Raw genomic sequence first — 18,485 nt, 5'->3', positions numbered from 1 at the left:
GTGTATTTGATCGGGTTATTGGAAAGAAGAGAAATGAACGCACAGAGCCTGAGTTTGGTCCGTGCGTAAAGGGTGTTTTTCAGGGACGACTCGCTAGAAGGGGGCATCATGCGCTTTAATGAGCTTCAGCGCGAGATAGGCGACATCTCTAAGCAAATGCTATCACGCACGCTTAAATTTCTTGAGCAAGATGGCTTAGTCTCCCGTACCGTGTACGCGGAGGTGCCTCCGCGTGTTGAATACCAGTTAACGGAGCTTGGGCACTCCTTTTTAGTGCCCATGAAACAGTTGGTGGACTGGGCTGATGAGCATCATCAAGCGATTTGTGAGTCTCGGGGTCACTATAAGGACAAGACTTAGAGGCATGGCTACTTAGATTGATCTAAATATTGATTCGCTTGATCACAGGCTCGACGGATTAAGTCCGGTGCTAAATCGCGTGCGGTATCTGTCTCTTGTCGACTTCGAATCCAACCAAGATAAGTGCATCCGCGCGCAGTCAGGAATGTATCTAATAGGTGTAAGTCTTGTTTGATACAGGGCCTAATACTGACATACCCGTCAATCAGGGCGTCTTTGGCGATCTCATAACAAGCCTCTTCTTGGATGAAATAGAGCGCCGTTGCTAATTCAAATAAATGCCAACCGAACCCCGCATCATCAAAATCGATCAACCGTAATTGGTTCTGATCTTTCATTAAGTTTTCGGGCACAAAGTCAGCGTGGATCAGGCTGTATCTGTGTGGGGAGTGATCTAGTGTTTTTAAGTCCTTGCTGATCTGTAGACGGGCTTGTTCTAATAACTTTTTTTGGCTGTCAGTCAGTAATTCTAATTCCCAAAATCGTCCCCAAAAGGGGGACTCGCCGACCAATCCATCATGGTCCCAGGCGTGCCGTTCAAAATGTGCGGGTAGTACCCATTCGCTGGATTGATCGTGTAAGCGCGCGGCTGTTTCACCTAAGCTTTTATACAGGGTGCTGATTTCGTGAGCGTTATTGCCTAAGCCCTCTTCTACGCTACCGAGCGGTGTCCCATCAATCCAAGCGAAAAGATCGACGGCAACCAGTGGAATCCCCTCGCCTTTATGGATGTGGAACAGTTTGCCATCCGTGCAAGGGATGATTTTCGGAACGGCGATACCGGATTCGTCTAAAGCCGACATCCATGAAAGCTCAGATTTAAGGGCTGCCATAGAGTGATAGCCCGGTCGGTGAAGCCTGAGGGCAAATTGGTTACCTTGGCTGTCCGTCACTTTGTACACGGCATTTTCGCGGTATTTAATCAGTGACAGTGAGCTACCCTCTAAACCCCAATACTGTAAAGACTGTGTAGCGACGGCTAAGAACAACGTGTACTGCTCTTGGGCGGGTAGTGTGCTCATAGCATCCCCTTCGCACCGGTGAGTACGTCGTCTAGGGTATGCAGTAAAATATCCGCGTGTTCTGGCTGGAATGGCATCGGTGGTCTGAGCTTTAGGATGGCATCGTGAACACCAATGGTGCTGATCAATACACCTTTGTTTCGCATCTGGTTAATGACGTATTTCGCGAATTGCTTTGCGGGCTCTTTGGTGGATGTGTCTTTAACCAGCTCCACACCAAAAAACAGGCCTAAATCACGCACATCACCAATAACCGAATGCTTTTGCTGCAGTTTTCTTAGGCCCTCTGCCACATATTGGCCGGTGGTGACCGCGTTTTGCATCAGTCCATCTAGGTGTAAGGCATCAAGTACGGCCATGCCAACGGCGCAAGATACTGGGGTGCCCCCAAAGGTGTTGAAGTACATCGCCTCTTTACTGAAGGACTCGATCATATCGGCGCGGGCTACAACACCGGCTAATGGGTGGCCATTGCCCATGGGTTTGCCCATGGTGACGATATCGGGAGTCACGTCATACCATTGGTGCGCCCAAAAGTGCTTACCGCTTCGCCCAAACCCGGCTTGAACCTCGTCGGCAATGAAAACGCCGCCCGCTTTACGCACGGCCTTTACGGCTTTTTCTAAGAAGCCTTTGGGTACATTCAACAAGCCTTCGTTTGCAAAATCAGGACAGACCAGAAGACCGGCCACTTGAATACCTTCGGCATGAAACTCATCAATCGCTCTCTGTACGTGATCGGCATAGGCTTGTGCTAAGGCGTCACCGGCAAGATCATCCAGTGCTCTGTAAGAGTCAGGAATAGGGAAGGACTTAACACGCTTTGTCGTTTTGGCTTCAGGCATAAACCCCGTGCCGATTTCGGCCACGGCTTCGGTATTGCCGTGATACGCAAAGTCCGTAACGATGATCCCTTGGCCACCAGTGCAAAACCGTGCCATTCGTAACGCCAGCTCGTTGGCTTCGCTGCCTGTACAGGTCAGCATCGCCATTTGCAGTGAGTCATCGAAGGTGCTGGTTAATCGCTCCAGATAATCAACGATATTGTTATGCAAATAACGGGTGTGGATGTTCAACGTAGAGGCTTGTTGGTACATCGCCTCTACAACGCGAGGATTGCAGTGCCCGACATGAGGCACATTGTTGTACACATCCAGATAGCGATTGCCTTGGTTATCCCAAAGCCATACGCCTTCACCCCGTACCAGCTGAAGAGGTTCGGCATAAAACAAAGGGGAGTGGTGGCCCATTACGTTATAGCGACGGGAGAGGAGTTGAGAAACTGCGTGCACAGCCATGGCTGAATGCCTCCGTAAACAAAACAATGAACAAAACGGCTTTCAGTATTCTGTGTTTTGTTAAGTGGCGGCATCCATCAAACGATGGAGGTCAGAACTTTTTTAAAGGTGTCATCTTAGCGACGAGTTCGCTGCGCGTTTTCACTCCGGTTTTACGGAAAATATGGTGTAAATGCGTTTTCACGGTGGACTCACCAACCGTGAGCTGTTCTGCCGCTGATTTATTACTGCAGCCTCTTAAAATGCACTCTAAAACATCCTGTTCGCGTTCGGTTAAGTCATAGATTGCGCTGTATTGGGTTCTTTGCCCTTCTCGCTCAGGCAGGTATAGGCTGTTTAACGAGAACTCTAAAAAGGGCTGGATATTTTTTAGCAGTAATAGCTCCGCTTTAGTGAACTCCCCGAGCTTCTCTTCCCGAATCAAGCTCAACCCCGCACAGATCGTACCGTTGTTACGGAAAAACATATCCGCTACATATCTGTGATTGTGTTTGGTCATAAACTCCTGATAGTAAATCGTTTTCCGTAAATAAAAAGGTGCAATCCGTGAGTCGAGCGTAACTACCGTGTCTTGGCTGTTTGCAAATCGTTCGGGGCTTAGCGGGTCAAGCGCGCTGTAGGTTTCGCAGTAATCGCGTTCGGCTTGGGGGTCTAAATTGTGCAGTAAGGCGCCTTTGTGTTGGAAGTCGTGGCTGACGATAAAAAAAGCCGCTTTGCTTAGCGGAACCAAGCGCTCTATTAGGGCGATCGCTTCTTTCTGAAAGGGGTCTGTAAGTGCACTCATAAGATCATAAAGGCTATTTGGCTAGGATAAAAAAGCCCCGCTCTCGCAGGGCTAAACCGTCTTTCCTCTATCCCCTATCGGAGGGGGAGGGACTTACGCTTTAACTTCTTCAAAGCCTTGTTTCAGTGCGTGCACCATTTTGTCGACCTCTTCTGTGGTGAGGGTCAGTGGTGGAGATAAGATAATCTTGGTGCCGACAGGGCGGACGATAACGCCTTCGCGAAGGGCTACTGCCGCGACGCGGTTAGCAAATCCATCCATTGGATTGATCGGCTCGCGGGTGGTTTTATCAGTGACCAGATCGATCGCAACCATCAAGCCTTTACCGCGTACTTCACCCACCGATGGGTAGTGTGAGATCGACTCGTTCAGCTTCTTAAGAAGATCATCACCCTGTGTAGCGGCGTTGCCGGGTAGGTCTTCATCCATCACGATTTTTAATGAAGCGAGCGCCGCCGCACATGCGACAGGGTGGCCTGAGTAGGTGTAACCGTGCATAACCGCACCCGAGAAGTTAGGGCAGTTTTCGATGCCATCGGCAACACGTTGGTTGATGGCCGTTGCACCCAATGGGATGTAGCCTGAGTTGATCCCTTTCGCAAAACACTGGATATCCGCAGCAACGCCCCAACCGCGGACACCAAACATGTTGCCGCTTCGGCCAAAGCCTGTGACGACTTCGTCGGCAATCAACAATACGCCATACTTATCACACACCTCACGGATCAGCGGCCAGTAGTTCTCGGGTGGCACGATAACACCGCCTGCACCTTGCACAGGCTCTGCGATGAAGGCCGCCACGGTTTCTGGACCTTGGAATATGATTTCAGCTTCCAGTTGTTTTGCACACAATTGGCCTAGCTCTTCAGGGTTTTCGCAGTTCCATGGGTTGCGGTACAACCACGGGGTGTCGATATGGATGCAGCCAGGTAATACCGGCTCGTAGTTGGTGCGGAACACGGTGTTACCGTTAACGGATGCGCCGCCAAAATGCACACCGTGGTAACCCTGTTTCAATGATATAAACTTGTAACGCTGGGCTTGGCCAATGGCCTTCCAGTACTGGCGAGCAATTTTCAGGGCAGTTTCTACCGCGTCCGATCCGCCAGAGCTGTACATCACGCGTACCATGCCTTCTGGCTCTAACATGTTGACCAATAAATCGGATAACTCACGCACGCGTGGGTGGGCAATGCCATCAAAGATTTGGAAGTACTCTAGCTCATCGAGTTGCGCCACGATGGCATCTTTCACTTCTTGGCGGTTGTGACCCACGTTGACGTTCCAAAGGCCGCCAACGCCATCCACTAACCAATCGCCCTCTTTGTTTTGGACGTAATTACCATTGCCCTTAACGATCTCGATGCCATGTCGGGCACCCGTATCGCCAGGGTGAACCATTGGGTTCCAGAAGGATTGTTTCTTATTTGAGTTCATAACGCCTGCTCCACATACGTTTTAAGAAAGATCTTTAAAGTATGTCGAGCAGGCGGGATCGACCATCAACCGTTCGGTTGATGAACTTAGTGGGGGCGATACAGCATCGATGTGACTTCGGTTTTGCTGTTAACACCGGTTTTCGCGAAGATGTGTTGCAGGTGGGTTTTAACCGTAGCCAACGAGCAGCTTAGGTTGTTCGCAATCGATTTGTTGGGCATACCGGCACTTAATAAGTCGAGCACCTGTTGCTCTTTTGGGGTTAGTTGGTAGTCGTTGCAAAACTGATCAAACTGCTTTTGAGCAGGTGACTCGTACGCGCGCTCAAGAGAGTACTGCATAAACTTTTGCAGCTCTTTTACTCGGTTCATATCCGATAGCGATAGCTCATTTTGTTGATTGTTAAGCATCAACGCAAAGCCAACTATGCGTTGCTCATCAATGCTAAGGAATATTTCGATAATGTCTCGAATCCCCCAAGGGTTGATGAAGTCCGAGTAGTAGGGGTGGTCGGTGCGGTCCGAAAACGAGACAAGGTCGTTCATCTTGATGACCGGCTCGTTGTTATCTTTTACGCGTTCTGGGTAGAGAGGGTCAAATTGATAAAACTGCTCCATGTACTCGCGGTGCATCGACGAGTGCATATCCTGTGTTTGGTAACACAGGGGTTTGTTTTGTTCATCAATTTGATAGGTCACAATCTTACGAATGTTGAGCACACCCGAAAGCATGTTCAGTGATTGTTCCTGAAAATGAAGTAACCCAGTGGGATGATGACCATTGCTGAGTTTCATACTGACTGCCCTCATCATGTTTGTTTCTTATTGTTCGTCTAATAAACAATGAAAATGGGCGTGAGTCAATATAATTAATATATTAATTAGTTTTGTTTAATTAAGGTGCGCACTTATGGATGATTTGCACTATAAGTGCGCACGAGGTTTAGGTGCGCTTTGGTCGGAATGCGCTGAACAGGTACACCCCAATGGTGATGACGATCAGCGAGAACAGCGTCAAGCTGATGGGCCGTGATACAAAGATGGTTAAATCCCCATCGGCCACGCCCAAGGCCTGCCTAAAGCGGTTCAAGAAGACCGGCCCAAGCACTAAGCCCAACACAATCGGTACCGCCGGAATAGCGTTGCGGCGCAGTATGTAACCGAACACCGCAAAGCCAAGGGCTATGATGGCATCACTAAACTGGTAGTTCTGGCTGTAGCTGCCAATAAAGCCCAATACCAAGATAAAAGCACCGATAAAGCGCCCGCGGATTCGGGTAAGGTTAACCACCCAACGAGAGGCAAAGGTGAGATACACAAAGGCAAAAATGTTGATACAAAACAACGAGATGTATAGCCCAGTGATAAACTCAGGTTGTTCGGTAAACAAGGTTGGGCCTGGGATGTAGTTGTGCACCATAAAGACAGCCAACAGCATCGCCATCAGCGCATCGGCCGGAATGCCAAAGGCCAATAGTGGGATCATCACCGCTGAGGTAACAGCGTTGTTTGAGGTTTCGGATGCTATCAGGCCTTCGTGTGCGCCATCACCAAATTTTTCGGGGGTTTTTGAGAATTTCTGCGCCAAGGTGTAGGAGAAAAACTGCGAGCCAAACTCGCCGACACCGGGCAATAGGCCCATGATCACGCCTAAAGCCGCCGAGCGTACCACGGTGATTTTATGCTTAGCCAGGGCAATAAACCCGCTGAACATGCCATCCCCTTCGAGCTTGGTTTTTTTGGCATCGTTCCCCGTTTGCGAGAGCAGCACAAAGGCTTGGGACATCGCAAACAGACCAATCACCGCAGGCACCAGAGGTATGCCACTGAGCAGCCATGGCTGATCAAAAGTGTACACTTGCGTGCTGTAGGAGCGCTCCAGTCCAATCGTGCCTAAAAAGATACCTAAGCCCAGCATCATGGCCGCTTCGACCACGTGTTGACGGTGGGCTAACACCACAAAAATCATCCCAAGTGCCGCCAGCATGGCAAATTCGGCGGAGCCAAACATCCGTGCAACTTGGGCAAGGGTAGGGGCGAGCAGTACCAGCGACAGCACACTGATGATGCCGCCAACAAACGAGGAGCTGTACGCGATCGATAGGGCTAATTTGCCTTGGCCTCGTTTGGCCATGGGGTAGCCATCGTAAGTGGTTAACACCGATACCGGTGTCCCCGGTGTGTTCATCAAAATGGCGGGGATAGCACCGCCGTACCACGCACCGCCGTAAACCCCCAGCAGTAACGACACGCCCGAGAGCGGGTCCATGGAAAAACTCATCGGAAGAAGAATCGCCATCACACCCGCGGGCTCAAGGCCCGGAATAGAGCCGATAGTGACGCCGATGATAGCGCCAAGCACGATGGCTAATAATACGTTTACAGTCAGGACTTCATTAAGCCCAAGGAGGATCGACTCCATAAGCCACCTATTTACAGATATTGATTAGCAAAAATGGACAGCTGCTCAGGGAACAGCTCATACAGCGCCACATCGGGAAGCCACACATTGACGCCAACGCGGAAGATAAGAATCAGCAAGCCTGTGGTCAGTAATGCACTTAAAAACCACCTTAAACTGAGCAGACGCGAGAGCCACAAAAGCACGGTGACAAAGCACAGGGTTGCTAAGAAGAAACCCACAACCGACAGGGTGTTGACGTAAATAAAGAACAAAACCGCGGCGATCAGGGCAACTCGATAGTTTTGAGCGCTTTCGACCAGCTTATCGATGGAAAAGTAGCCATGTTGATAATCTTCAAAGAGCGACTGAACACAGCGAACCAGCGAAAACAGGGCCAGAATGCTTAAACCAACGGCAGGGCTTAAGATGGGTTGGGTATACCAGCCTCGTTTTGTATCGATCCATTGGGTTTCCGTTGGCAGTAGCCAGAGTAAGGTGGCGGACACCGCTAAAATGATCCAATACACGGTGTAATCGCGCTGAAACGCAAACGAAGAGGTGCGTTGTTGGGTTTCTTGACTCATGGTAATTATCCTAAGGAGAAGCGCCTTTCGGCGCTTACACACCTTACTGCTTCATAAACTCAGCAAGCTTGGTCGAGTTTTGATAGTCCTGCTCGACCACCTCTTTGGCCACGGCTTCACCTTGCCAGTACACATTGGCGCCCGTGTTTTGCACCAAGTCTTTGACTTGCTGGGTTTCAAGCGCTTTTTGGGCGACCTCTGCAATTTTGGCTTTGATCGGCTCAGGGGTGCCTTTGCGAACAAACAGGCCGTTCCACGTGGTTTGCTCGATACCGGTTTGTTCAAACAGTGTTGGTGTATCGGGCGCGATGCTAATGCGATCTTTGGTCATGGAAGCCAGCAGTTTGACCTCGCCAGAGCTTAAACACGCAAGGATCAATTGAGTCGTCGTGTTGATGACATCCGCATCGCCATTGGCCAATGTTGAGCAATCGTTGGCATCAAAGGGCGCATCCGACGAGAAGTTAATCCCTTCCTGCTTTGCGGCCATAAAGGTGATGGCGGTCGGCAATGCTTGATAACCAAAGTGGCCTAAAGAGACCTTGTTGCTTTGGCTGTACGCAGCTAATTCTTCCAAATTGTTGTAAGGGGAGTCGGCTTTGGTCGCCAATACAAACGGGTAATCGAGGAATATGCCCACCGGTTCAAAGGTATCGCGTTGATAAGGCGCGTTACCGGAGATTAAGTGAGTTGTTAGGATATCCGCCACAAAAGAGCCGATCGTTAGACCATCTGGGCGGGCTTTTGCCACATCCATTGCGCCGATGATGCCTGCGCCGCCTGGTTTGTTGACGACCGTGGCGGGCTTACCGGTGTCCTTTGACATCTCTTCAGCGATCAGGCGGGTTAAGATGTCCTCTAGGTCACCGGCCGGCCAAGGGACGATGAATTTAACAGGGCGCTGCGGGTATTCCGCAAGCGCAGGTGCCGACAGAAAAGCAGGTAAGCTCAGAAACGCGGCTGCCAATAGGGCTTTTTTCATTTTTTTCATTGTATTTACCTCTAGTCGTGTTGGGATGGTGTGTTTAGCGGGACGATCAAAACGGGGATGTCGGTTTTGTTCATCACCTTGTGGGCGGTAGAGCCCAAGAACAATCGAGACGCCGCAGAGGTTTTGCGTGCGCCCATAACGATTAAATCGGCACTTTGCTGGTGGGCGGCGGCTAAAACGCCTCGCTCGGGTGAATTAACCAGTACGATCGCCTCAGGCGGGTAGGGAAGCGATATTTCATCAGTTAATTCGGTGTCTAGAAAATCAGTAATGCGTTGTGTAATGCGCTCTTTGTGCTCGCCAAGCGTGTCGTTAAGATGCTTGAGGCTGACCCCTTCGGGAAGGTAACTTTCGATGATCTCTTTGCGGCTTTCGCTAAAGGGTTCGATCACATGCACAAAGTAAAGGCGGGCTTTGTGTTGTATCGCAAGCTCTACAGCCATTCGAAACGCAGGGCGACTGCCATGGTTAAGGTCGGATGCGTAGACGATACGAGTAATACGATTAAGCATGTTCGCTGCCTTGTTATTTGTTTTTCTTTATTAATAACGTGAGGCAGAGATCAGTCCTATCAACCGTATGGATGACCAAGGCTATAGACGAAAAAAAACCGCCCAGTTGGGCGGTTCAAATGCGGTTAGAAACGTATCACCCCGAAGGATTTTTTGCCCTTTTGAAGGACCGCAAATCGCCCATGGTACGCATCGCTTGGGTGGATTAAAGACTCGCTGTCGCTGACTATGCCCGTGTTTAAGCCCGTGCTTAAACGGATGGCGTTGCTCTCGATCAACTCTCGGGCGGCCCGTCGGGATTTAGCAAGGTTTAGCGCAACCAAAGCATCACACACCGACAGAGGTGCTTCTGCCTGAATATTGAGCATACCCGATTGGCAAATATCGGTAAATTCCGCTTCGCTCAGTGCGTCAAACTCGCGGTTAAACAAACGCTCCGAGGTTTGTTTGGCCGCTTTTAATGCCGCTTCACCATGCACCAAAAGGGTCATCTGCTCGGCAAGCACATACGTGGCGCTGGGTTTGGTAGCCGCCGCGGCATCGTTTGCTTCCAGTTGGTTAATCTCTTCAACGCTTAAGAAGGTGTAGTACTTTAAAAAGCGGTACACATCGGCATCTGCCGTATTGAGCCAAAACTGGTAAAAGGCGTAGGGCGATGTTTTCTGTGCATCTAACCACACCGTACCCGATTCGGTTTTACCAAACTTGGTGCCGTCGCTTTTGGTAATCAGCGGTACGGTCATACCATGCACCTGTTGGTTGTTTAAGCGACGGGTAAGGTCGATGCCCGAGGTGATGTTGCCCCATTGATCACTGCCACCAATCTGCAAGGTACAGCCGTATTCACGATTCAGTACCGCAAAGTCGTACGATTGCAGTAGGGCATAGGAAAACTCGGTAAAGGAGATGCCTTGATCCTCCCGGTTAATCCTCTGCTTAACGGACTCTTTGTTGATCATGGCATTGACCGAGAAGTACTTGCCGATGTCCCTAAGAAAATCCAATACCGAGAAAGACTGCATCCAATCGGCGTTATTCACTAGCTTGGGGGCCGATTTACCGGCCACCGGAGTCAGAAAGTGTTGGATCTGATCGCCAAGTTTAGACGCCCATTGCATCACAGTATCGCTGCTGTTGAGCGAGCGCTCGGTGGCCTTAAAGCTTGGGTCGCCAATCATGCCGGTCGCCCCACCAATCAGGGCGATAGGCGTGTGACCTGCCATTTGAAAACGCTTGAGCATCATCAATGGCACCAAGTGGCCAATATGAAGACTGTCAGCTGTTGGATCAAAGCCGCAATAGACGGTCAGAGCCTCGTCGCGTAGATAACGCGAGAAAAACTCCGAGTTTTGCGTTGTTTGAGCGACGAGGCCGCGTTGCTGAAGGTCTTCAAATAAAGCTGTTTGTGTCATTGATGATCTCATATGTGAAAAGGGCTAAGGCCCTTGGTTACTTCGTGGTGTTGATGATGTGAATGCGGGTGCACTCCAACAGGCCTTCTTCGGCGAACTCCACGCCAAAGCCCGAAAGTTTGCAGCCACCAAATGGTATATGGGGCAGCACTTCGCCATGGTTGTTGACCCAGGTGGTGCCACAGACCAGTCGCTGAGCCACCTCTTGTGCCCGTTCAATGTTGGTTGACCAGACAGATCCGCCTAGGCCTTCTCCCACGGCGTTGGCCATCTGTACGGCCTCATCCAGGTTTTTGTAAGTGATGATCGGGAGTACAGGGCCAAATTGTTCCTCATCCACTAAGCGAACGCCTGGACCGACATTTCGAATCAAGGTTGGTGGGATGAAGTAGCCTTTTTGCCCTAAAGCTTCGCCGCCACAGACCACAAGGCCGCCGTTTGATTTAGCATCGTCGATCAGCCCCACCACTTTGTCGAACTGGGCTTGGTTTTGAACAGGACCAAACGTGGTGTTGGCCTCAAGTCCGTCGCCAACGGTTTGCGCATTAGCGATGCGGATTAACTCTTGGGTTAGCTCATCTGCAATCGATTCGTGAACAAACAAACGCTTTAGGCAGGCACAGGTTTGCCCCATGTTGATAAAGGCGGTTTTAAAAATCGCCTCGGCCATCGCTTTTGGGTCAGCCTCATCGAGGACGATTCCGGCATCGTTGCCGCCAAGCTCGAGTGTTAGGCGTTTTAAATTACCGGCTGAGTTCTCAACAATGCGTTGGCCGGTCTGTGTCGAGCCTGTAAAGATCAGCTTTGCAATGTCTGGGTGCTGGCTCATGGCATTGCCCACCTCGGCTTCGCCCGTTACCACATTGATAACCCCCTTTGGCAGGACTTCGGCGATCTTCTCGATCAACAATAGGGTGCTTAATGGAGTCAGTCCTGAAGGTTTACACACCACCGTATTACCGGCACGAAGCGCCGGCATGATATGCCAAATGGCGATCATGATGGGCCAGTTCCAAGGGGTAATGGACCCGACTACTCCAAGGGGTAAATGGTGCTGAACCACGTGGCGGGTGTCGGAGTCTTCGATCACCTTGCTCGGCATCTCAAGGCTTGCGGTGTAGCGTGTCCAGCCAGCGGCCGCTTGCACCTCAATTTCAGCGAGGAACAAGGGTTTGCCTTGCTCTTGGGTAATTAAGCGAGCAATCGCATCGGCGTTACTTTCAATCACATCGGCAAGTGTGCCCAGAAACGCTTGTCGCTCTTGGTGGGTGGTTTGACTCCAAGAGGTAAACGCTTGCTTTGCAGCGGCGACCGCTTGATGCAGTTGATCGACCGAGGCGAGAGGGGCTTTTGCGATGATGGATTCGTTGGCCGGATTAATAACGTCAAATTGGCCTGCTTTGCCCTCGGTTGCTGTACCGTTGATGGTCAATGTGAAATTGGGTTGCATATTGATGCCTCTTTTTATTGTTAAAGAAGGTAGTTGCTCACTATTAAAAGCAGCCTGCGTCTTTTGGGGTATCAACCAAAAGGTTGATGGGAAAGCGCGCATAAAAAAAGCGGCAGTTAAGCCGCTTGTGGGAGACGCTATTCGATCAGCGATTTAAGAACGCGCTTGAAGGCGTCCAATTCATCCTGACTGACGTTGGCAAACATCCTTTGTTGTTGCTCATCCGCAAGCTCAAAGAGGGCTTCGGCTTGTGTGATGCCTTTTGCGGTAATCTGATAGGCCGCATCGGTTTGTCCCAGCAACTCTTTGCGGATTAAGATTTCGCAGGCGGTTTCAACCTCTGAGCGAGGCATGTTGACCTCGTTCACCAAGGCATCAATCGATACGGATTGATCTTGCTCCATCACCATCAAGATGCGGGCTTCGGTGATACGAAGACCGGTTGCTTGCTGTCTTGGTTGGTAATCCGCTTGGTACGCGCGAAGTCCCTGGGTCATTAGGTAGTAGCAGTTATCTTTTAAGCGGCCTTTTACCTGCTGAACCGAGGCGCTTTGCTGACTGTCTTTACCGGCCGCCAAGGTATGCGGCAAAGACACGGCATAACTGCCTTGATGGTACAAAAGCGGAGCGCGCCCAATGTCATTAAACGCCACTACTTTACCGATCAGAATCCAGTGATCGCCGCCTTCAACGATTTGGTATTTTTCGCACTCAAAGGTGGCCGCGCAATCGTCTAATATTGCCGCGCCGCCTGCGCCTTCGGTGTAAGCAATATTGGCAAACTTGTCATCGCTTGGGCGGGCAAACTGATTCGATAGATGGATCTGGTCGGCCGCAAGGATGTTCACGGCAAAGTGGGTAGCCGCTTCAAAGACGGGCAAACTGCCAGAGCGCTTATCGATACTCCAAAGGATGAGGGCAGGGTCTAACGACACCGAGTTAAAGCTGTTGGCCGTTACGCCGACTTTTTCACCGTTCGGGGCGGTGGCGGTAATCACGGTAATGCCTGTGGCAAAATTGCCTAAGGCACGACGAAACGCTTTTGGGTCAAATTCTGTGGTCTGTGTCATGGTGATCTCCTTGAATTACAGCAACGCAGGGTCAGGGTCGAGACCCATCAGTTCGCGGCCAAGAATCTGTGCGCACACATCGTAATCGGTGTAAGCGTGAGCACCGACCATGTGACAGTCGCGGAACAGACGTTGGGCTTCTTTATCAAGGAACCAATGCGAGCCACCAATCGCTTCAAACAAACGATCCACCGCTTGAATGCACATCTTGACGGCGTAGGCTTGGTTGGTACGCCAGTAGGTTAATGTTTCTTGATCGGGATAGCGTTGTTGCTCACCGTGTTCTTTATGATCGTTCCAGGTTTTTTCAAGGAACGCGCGTGCAGCGCCGACTTGGTGTGTGGATTCGGCCAAACGCATCAACGCAGGTGTGGATGCACCTAGAGCGGCACCTGTGTAGGCGCGCACGCGTGTTTTAGTCACGTCGCGGAACACCTCTAACATGCGCTCAGCAACGCCAAGGCTCATTGCGGCAAAACCACAGGCAAAGTAGGGGCGGTAAGGTGTTGAGTAGATTTTACTGTCCGGATAAAGTCCAAACCCAGCCGAGCGGCCTTCCATCATCTCTTTGGCTTTTTGAATGCGATATTCAGGGACAAACACGTTTTCAATGTGAACGGTTTTAGTACCACTGCCTTTCATGGCCATCGCGTGCCAATCATCGATGATGGTGTAATCGGATTCAGGAATCACCGCAAAGCAGTAGGTTTTCTCGCCCGCTTCATTAAAACGGTTAAAGCCGACAATGATCCACTGCGCATGGTCGCAACCGCTGCTCCAGCGCATGTCGCCGGTAAAGCGAATGCCGCCTTCGACCTCTTCGTGCTTACCAAAGGGCGCAATGCTCGATGAGGCGACGGTGTCTGGGTTGGTTGCCCATAATTCGTCTTGTAATTTCTTGGGAAACATCGCCAGCTGGTGGTTGTGGGTGCACAGTAAGCTATAGCCCCATGCAGTACTGCAGCATGCGCCAGCCAGTGCCGCAATGCAGTCGGTAAACTCAGGTAACGAGATCTCCAAGCCGCCATAGGCTTTCGGTAAAAACGCTCGGTTTAGCCCAGTGTTATTGAGCATTTCGATGTTCTCTTTAGGGATTTGGCGCTCGTCTTCGGCTTTGGAAGCATTGGCCGCAATAGCCGGGAGGATCTCTCTTAAACGATCCAGCATAGGATTGGCGTGTTTCATCATTCATTCTCTTTTTGTTATTGAGGGCTACATCGATTGATGTCAGCGATAACAAGCAGTATCCAGAGAATGATCCGCGCTTAAAATTTCAAAACCACGCTAAAAATGGCACTTTTCAACTTTGCAAAAGGCAAAAAAAAGCCCGCCTAAGCGGGCAAACTTCAGTCGATTGCTGTCGATACCTGAAGAAGAGCCATTCAACTAAGTGCTCGGGGTACTTACAAACGGCTAGAGCCTGGTACAAACTCGGGGGTGACGGAGGCTTGAGGGCCAGGAACCTCGTTACCGGTGACATCACTGACCGGGAAAATCGCGTTAATCTGCCCTGTGCCGGAGCTGCCAAAATACGGGGTTAACACCTCGACGCCTTGATCGTATTCCGACCAACCCATTGCGCCTAACAGCATAGCCGTGTCGTGCATAAAGCCTTCGCCATGCCCTTTAGCGGCGTATTCTGGGAGCATTTCGCAGAAGGTTTTCCATTGGCCGTCTTCCCACATTTTCACCACTTGATGATCGAGTGTTTCGAGCATTGGGCTCCACACTTTATTCAAAAAGTCAGGCGCGGTGCCGTTTTGGGCAAAACGGTGGGATAGAGAGCCACTGGCTAAAATGGCGACGGTGCCATCGTAGTGTTTCTCGATGGCTTCACGCAGCGCCCAGCCTAGACGAGCACTGTCGTTTAGGTAGTGCACGGTACACAGGGCCGACACGGAGATCACCTTAAAGTGCTTATCTTCGTTCATGTAGCGCATCGGCACTAAGGTGCCGTATTCAGGGCCAAGCGAGGTCGCATCGTGGGCCAGTGTTTCAACACCTTGCTCGTTACAGACCTTAGCGATGGCCTGACCCAGCTCTGGGTTGCCTGGGTATTCGTACGGCATGTTGGAGATAAAATGCGGAAGCTCGTTACTGGTGTATGTGCCGCTAAAGTGTGGGGCGCAGTTAATGTGATAACCGGCGTTTACTAGCCAATGCGTATCGAACACCACAATCGTATCGACACCGAGCGCGCGACAGCGACGACTGATTTCGCGGTGGCCTTCAATGGCCGCTTCCCGACACCCTTTGTTGGGGCCATCCAGCTCGGATAAATACATGGATGGTACGTGAGTAATCTTGGCGGCTAGGGCGAGTTTACCCATGATGTAGCTCCTTTTTATGTATTCTTTGCGTGTTGGGGGTTATCGCTTTAGCGTGCTCAACACACATCGAAAAGTGTAAAAAAACAAAAATCATGTCGAAAGGGATCTTTTTCTAGGCTTATGGGACTTTTCGAGCCACTGATAGGTCGTGGCACACAGCAACACTAAGCAACCGCAGATGGCCATTAAGGCTCCCATCACCAGAGGTGACCCCGAGTAAAGTGCGCTGGTTAGGGCGCTGAATAGGGCGCCGCAACCAAATTGAACGGATACCGCAAGGCCTGAGGCTGCCCCAGCGTTATTGGGGTAGGCGTGTAGCAAGAGCGCCATGCAGTTTGATCCAATTAATCCAGTCACGCCGACGTACCCCAGCAAGCCTAAGATGATGCCTAAAAGATGGGGTGCCTCTGACAGAGAGAAAGCGCCAATCACCAGCGCTGATAGGCAAGAGATAACCGCCCCAAACATCAACATTGTATGAGTGGATATGGTTCGAACGGCACGTGCATTGATCAGTACAAATAGAATGATGCTGGCAATGTTGAGGCTAAACAGCCAAGCGTATTGGGCTTGTGCTAAGCCAAAATACTCGATGTACACGTAAGGCGAGGCGGTGATGTAAGTGAACATCCCTGAGAAGGACAGAGACATACACAAAATCAAAGCCATCGCTTTCGGGTCCAACAGGAGTTTTCCGTAGGCGCGATAAGCGTGGGTAAGGCTTGCTTGTTGTTGCTCTTTTGGGTGGGTTTCTGGGATTTTTACCGCATAAAACAGCAGTACCACGCCAGAAAAGACCATCAGGCTGACAAATAGAGAGCGCCAACCAAAGGCTTCCATTAAATAGTGGCCTAAAAGTGGGGCGATCAAGGTCGCAATCATGGTCACCAAGTGCATGAGGGATAACACCCGTGCGGCCTCTTTGATGGGAAACAAATCCCGAACCAAGGCACGCCCCAGCACCGATGCCGCCCCGCCACCCAGTGCTTGAAAGAGTCTTAACAGCACCAGTTGATCGGCATTGGTTACCAGTGCACAGCCTAAGCTGCTGATCATGTACAGCGACATACCGAACAGCAGCAATGGACGCCGCCCCAGCTTATCCGAGAGCGGTCCGTAAAAGATCATCCCTATGAACAGCCCGATCAAGAAAGCACTGATGGTCAGCTGCATTTGTGGCTCGCTGGCACCCAGCGCTTCCCCCATAAGGGGAAGGCCGGGTAGGTACATATCAATCGATAACGGCCCAAAGGCCTGCAGCGATGCCAATAGAACAATGAGCTTATGTGGTTTCGTGATGCTGTTCATAGGGCGTTGTCTTCGTTACGCGTTAGGGTTGCGGATGACCAGCATGCGAAGCTCGGTCATATCCTCAATGGCGTAACGAACCCCTTCGCGACCTAATCCGCTGTCTTTCACACCGCCGTAGGGCATGTGATCCACTCGGTAGGAGGGCACATCACCGATCACGACACCGCCGACTTCCAACACATCCCATGCTTTTTGGATTTTGTAGATGTCTTTGGTGAATAAACCCGCTTGCAGGCCAAACATGGAGTCGTTGATTGCCTCCATGGCTTTGTCGAAATCGGTGAATTTGGACAAAATCGCCACAGGGCCGAACGCTTCTTGTTGGTTCACATCCAGATGCGAGTCAACGTTTTCAAGCAGTGTGGCATCCAGCATGGCGCCATCGCGCTGACCGCCACACAGAACCTTCGCGCCTTTTTCAACGGCGTCGATCACCCAGTTGTGTAAACGGGTCGCTTCTTTTTCGGAGATCATCGGGCCGATGAAGGTGTTTTCATCTCGTGGGTCGCCATGTACCAAGGCATTGACCGCTTTGGTGAGCTTTGCTTTGACCTCATCGTAGAGGGATTCATGAACGATGATGCGCTGTACACTGATGCAGCTTTGGCCCGATTGGTAGTAAGCACCAAACACAATGCGTGCGACCGCATCATCCACATCTGTGCCTTCATCCACTAAGCAAGCCGCGTTACCGCCAAGCTCCAGTACAACCGGTTTTTTGCCCGCTTTGGCTTTTAACTGCCAGCCGACATCCGGGGAGCCTGTGAAGCTTAGTAATTTTAAGCGATCATCGGTGGTGAACAGATCTGCTCCATCACGGTGACACGGCAAAATCGAAAAGGCCCCTTCCGGTAAGTCCGTTTCGGCCAGAATCTCACCAATGATCAAAGCACCGATCGGTGTTAGGCTGGCGGGTTTTAGAATAAACGGGCAACCGGCCGCAATCGCAGGTGCTACTTTGTGCGCCGCTAAGTTAAGCGGGAAGTTAAACGGGGAGATAAACGAGCAAGGCCCAATCGGGACGCGTTTCCACATACCGGTATAGCCTTTTGCACGTGGGGTGATGTCCATCGGGACCACTTCACCGCCGATGCGAACCGCCTCTTCAGCGGCAATCCGGAACGTATCGATCAGACGAGTGACTTCCCCGCGGGAGTCTTTAATGGGCTTGCCCGCTTCAAGGCAAAGTGCCATCGCGATCTCTTCAAAGCGCTCTTCAAAGCGTTTCACGCAGTGGTTAAGTATCTCTTGTCGCTTGTAAGCCGGAAACGCCTGCATCGCTTTGGTGGCGTGTTCGGCTGCTTCAATCGCTTGATCAATGGTCTTAGCGTCGGCCATGGCAGCGTAGGTCGCGACCTCGCCTGTGTATTTATCGTAGATGGCTAAGTCTTTATTGGCATAGTGCGCCTTGTTTGCCACGTAATAAGGGTACGCGTCTTGTAACATGCGATGCTCCAAAGTATTTAATATGTTAAGTAATTTAGTAAAGCAAAAATCGGTCGTCTATCCGCTAAAGGGATG

The 18,485-nt window shown here is 50.9% G+C and carries 17 protein-coding genes; 1 reads left to right on the top strand and 16 read right to left on the bottom strand.

The annotated features are described in order from the left end of the window. Positions 1–72: 72 nt before the first annotated feature. The gene (locus tag ACXAF9_RS11345) at positions 73–360 is read left to right on the top strand and encodes a winged helix-turn-helix transcriptional regulator (protein ID WP_475074150.1); all 288 of its coding nucleotides are present in this window, start codon (positions 73–75) and stop codon (positions 358–360) included. An 8-nt stretch (positions 361–368) separates the two neighbouring features. Here ACXAF9_RS11345 and ACXAF9_RS11340 read toward each other — a convergent pair whose 3' ends face one another. The 16 genes from ACXAF9_RS11340 to ACXAF9_RS11265 form a co-directional block, all read right to left on the bottom strand. Continuing rightward, a complete protein-coding gene (locus ACXAF9_RS11340; protein ID WP_475074147.1) occupies positions 369–1,382 on the bottom strand; it encodes a phosphotransferase enzyme family protein in 1,014 nt (337 codons plus the stop codon). Then, complete coding sequence (locus ACXAF9_RS11335; RefSeq protein WP_475074145.1) at positions 1,379–2,680, bottom strand: aspartate aminotransferase family protein; 1,302 nt, start codon at positions 2,678–2,680, stop codon at positions 1,379–1,381. The genes ACXAF9_RS11340 and ACXAF9_RS11335 overlap by 4 nt, the downstream gene beginning before the upstream one ends. 91 nt (positions 2,681–2,771) lie before the next feature. Continuing rightward, positions 2,772–3,464, bottom strand: coding sequence for a helix-turn-helix transcriptional regulator (locus ACXAF9_RS11330; protein WP_475074142.1), 693 nt, complete (start codon positions 3,462–3,464; stop codon positions 2,772–2,774). 93 nt (positions 3,465–3,557) lie between these two features. Continuing rightward, positions 3,558–4,901 carry an aminotransferase class III-fold pyridoxal phosphate-dependent enzyme gene (locus tag ACXAF9_RS11325; RefSeq protein ID WP_475074140.1) on the bottom strand — a complete coding sequence of 448 codons (1,344 nt, stop codon included), beginning with the start codon at positions 4,899–4,901 and terminating at the stop codon, positions 3,558–3,560. Between the two features lie 86 nt (positions 4,902–4,987). Continuing rightward, positions 4,988–5,695: a response regulator transcription factor gene (locus tag ACXAF9_RS11320; protein ID WP_475074138.1), complete on the bottom strand. Its 708-nt coding sequence runs from the start codon at positions 5,693–5,695 to the stop codon at positions 4,988–4,990. Positions 5,696–5,843: 148 nt separating this feature from the next. Next, positions 5,844–7,322: a tripartite tricarboxylate transporter permease gene (locus ACXAF9_RS11315; protein WP_475074136.1), complete on the bottom strand. Its 1,479-nt coding sequence runs from the start codon at positions 7,320–7,322 to the stop codon at positions 5,844–5,846. A gap of 11 nt (positions 7,323–7,333) precedes the next feature. Continuing rightward, positions 7,334–7,888, bottom strand: a complete 555-nt coding sequence (locus ACXAF9_RS11310; protein WP_475074134.1) for a hypothetical protein — start codon at positions 7,886–7,888, stop codon at positions 7,334–7,336. Between the two features lie 43 nt (positions 7,889–7,931). Further along, positions 7,932–8,879, bottom strand: a complete 948-nt coding sequence (locus ACXAF9_RS11305; RefSeq protein ID WP_475074132.1) for a tripartite tricarboxylate transporter substrate binding protein — start codon at positions 8,877–8,879, stop codon at positions 7,932–7,934. Positions 8,880–8,890: 11 nt separating this feature from the next. Then, entirely contained in the window at positions 8,891–9,391 is a 501-nt protein-coding gene (locus tag ACXAF9_RS11300) for a universal stress protein (protein ID WP_475074130.1), read from the bottom strand. A gap of 125 nt (positions 9,392–9,516) precedes the next feature. Then, a complete protein-coding gene (gene tyrS, locus ACXAF9_RS11295) occupies positions 9,517–10,803 on the bottom strand; it encodes a tyrosine--tRNA ligase (RefSeq protein WP_475074126.1) in 1,287 nt (428 codons plus the stop codon). Between the two features lie 37 nt (positions 10,804–10,840). Then, complete coding sequence (locus tag ACXAF9_RS11290; RefSeq protein ID WP_475074124.1) at positions 10,841–12,253, bottom strand: aldehyde dehydrogenase family protein; 1,413 nt, start codon at positions 12,251–12,253, stop codon at positions 10,841–10,843. 137 nt (positions 12,254–12,390) lie between these two features. Beyond that, complete coding sequence (locus ACXAF9_RS11285) at positions 12,391–13,323, bottom strand: p-hydroxyphenylacetate 3-hydroxylase reductase component (protein ID WP_475074122.1); 933 nt, start codon at positions 13,321–13,323, stop codon at positions 12,391–12,393. A 15-nt stretch (positions 13,324–13,338) separates the two neighbouring features. Beyond that, a complete protein-coding gene (locus tag ACXAF9_RS11280; protein WP_475074119.1) occupies positions 13,339–14,511 on the bottom strand; it encodes a p-hydroxyphenylacetate 3-hydroxylase oxygenase component in 1,173 nt (390 codons plus the stop codon). Positions 14,512–14,726: 215 nt separating this feature from the next. Further along, a complete protein-coding gene (gene hpaD, locus ACXAF9_RS11275; RefSeq protein WP_475074115.1) occupies positions 14,727–15,653 on the bottom strand; it encodes a 3,4-dihydroxyphenylacetate 2,3-dioxygenase in 927 nt (308 codons plus the stop codon). Between the two features lie 90 nt (positions 15,654–15,743). Next, complete coding sequence (locus ACXAF9_RS11270) at positions 15,744–16,961, bottom strand: Bcr/CflA family multidrug efflux MFS transporter (protein ID WP_475074111.1); 1,218 nt, start codon at positions 16,959–16,961, stop codon at positions 15,744–15,746. A 15-nt stretch (positions 16,962–16,976) separates the two neighbouring features. Beyond that, positions 16,977–18,410 (bottom strand): aldehyde dehydrogenase family protein, encoded by a 1,434-nt coding sequence (locus ACXAF9_RS11265; protein ID WP_475074108.1) that lies wholly within the window; start codon positions 18,408–18,410, stop codon positions 16,977–16,979. Positions 18,411–18,485 lie beyond the last annotated feature (75 nt).

This window comes from Neptunomonas sp. ABH4_499 (assembly GCF_056160565.1).
This window is presented reverse-complemented; position numbering and strand designations above follow the sequence as displayed.

Coding starts and splice junctions, on each gene's coding strand:
- ACXAF9_RS11330 (WP_475074142.1), bottom strand. CDS start 3,464: ATGAGTGCACTTACAGACCCCTTTCAGAAAGAAGCGATCGCCCTAATA.
- ACXAF9_RS11300 (WP_475074130.1), bottom strand. CDS start 9,391: ATGCTTAATCGTATTACTCGTATCGTCTACGCATCCGACCTTAACCAT.
- ACXAF9_RS11285 (WP_475074122.1), bottom strand. CDS start 13,323: ATGACACAGACCACAGAATTTGACCCAAAAGCGTTTCGTCGTGCCTTA.
- ACXAF9_RS11315 (WP_475074136.1), bottom strand. CDS start 7,322: ATGGAGTCGATCCTCCTTGGGCTTAATGAAGTCCTGACTGTAAACGTA.
- ACXAF9_RS11310 (WP_475074134.1), bottom strand. CDS start 7,888: ATGAGTCAAGAAACCCAACAACGCACCTCTTCGTTTGCGTTTCAGCGC.
- ACXAF9_RS11340 (WP_475074147.1), bottom strand. CDS start 1,382: ATGAGCACACTACCCGCCCAAGAGCAGTACACGTTGTTCTTAGCCGTC.
- ACXAF9_RS11270 (WP_475074111.1), bottom strand. CDS start 16,961: ATGAACAGCATCACGAAACCACATAAGCTCATTGTTCTATTGGCATCG.
- ACXAF9_RS11280 (WP_475074119.1), bottom strand. CDS start 14,511: ATGATGAAACACGCCAATCCTATGCTGGATCGTTTAAGAGAGATCCTC.
- tyrS (WP_475074126.1), bottom strand. CDS start 10,803: ATGACACAAACAGCTTTATTTGAAGACCTTCAGCAACGCGGCCTCGTC.
- ACXAF9_RS11320 (WP_475074138.1), bottom strand. CDS start 5,695: ATGAAACTCAGCAATGGTCATCATCCCACTGGGTTACTTCATTTTCAG.
- ACXAF9_RS11265 (WP_475074108.1), bottom strand. CDS start 18,410: ATGTTACAAGACGCGTACCCTTATTACGTGGCAAACAAGGCGCACTAT.
- ACXAF9_RS11290 (WP_475074124.1), bottom strand. CDS start 12,253: ATGCAACCCAATTTCACATTGACCATCAACGGTACAGCAACCGAGGGC.
- ACXAF9_RS11325 (WP_475074140.1), bottom strand. CDS start 4,901: ATGAACTCAAATAAGAAACAATCCTTCTGGAACCCAATGGTTCACCCT.
- ACXAF9_RS11335 (WP_475074145.1), bottom strand. CDS start 2,680: ATGGCTGTGCACGCAGTTTCTCAACTCCTCTCCCGTCGCTATAACGTA.
- ACXAF9_RS11305 (WP_475074132.1), bottom strand. CDS start 8,879: ATGAAAAAAATGAAAAAAGCCCTATTGGCAGCCGCGTTTCTGAGCTTA.
- hpaD (WP_475074115.1), bottom strand. CDS start 15,653: ATGGGTAAACTCGCCCTAGCCGCCAAGATTACTCACGTACCATCCATG.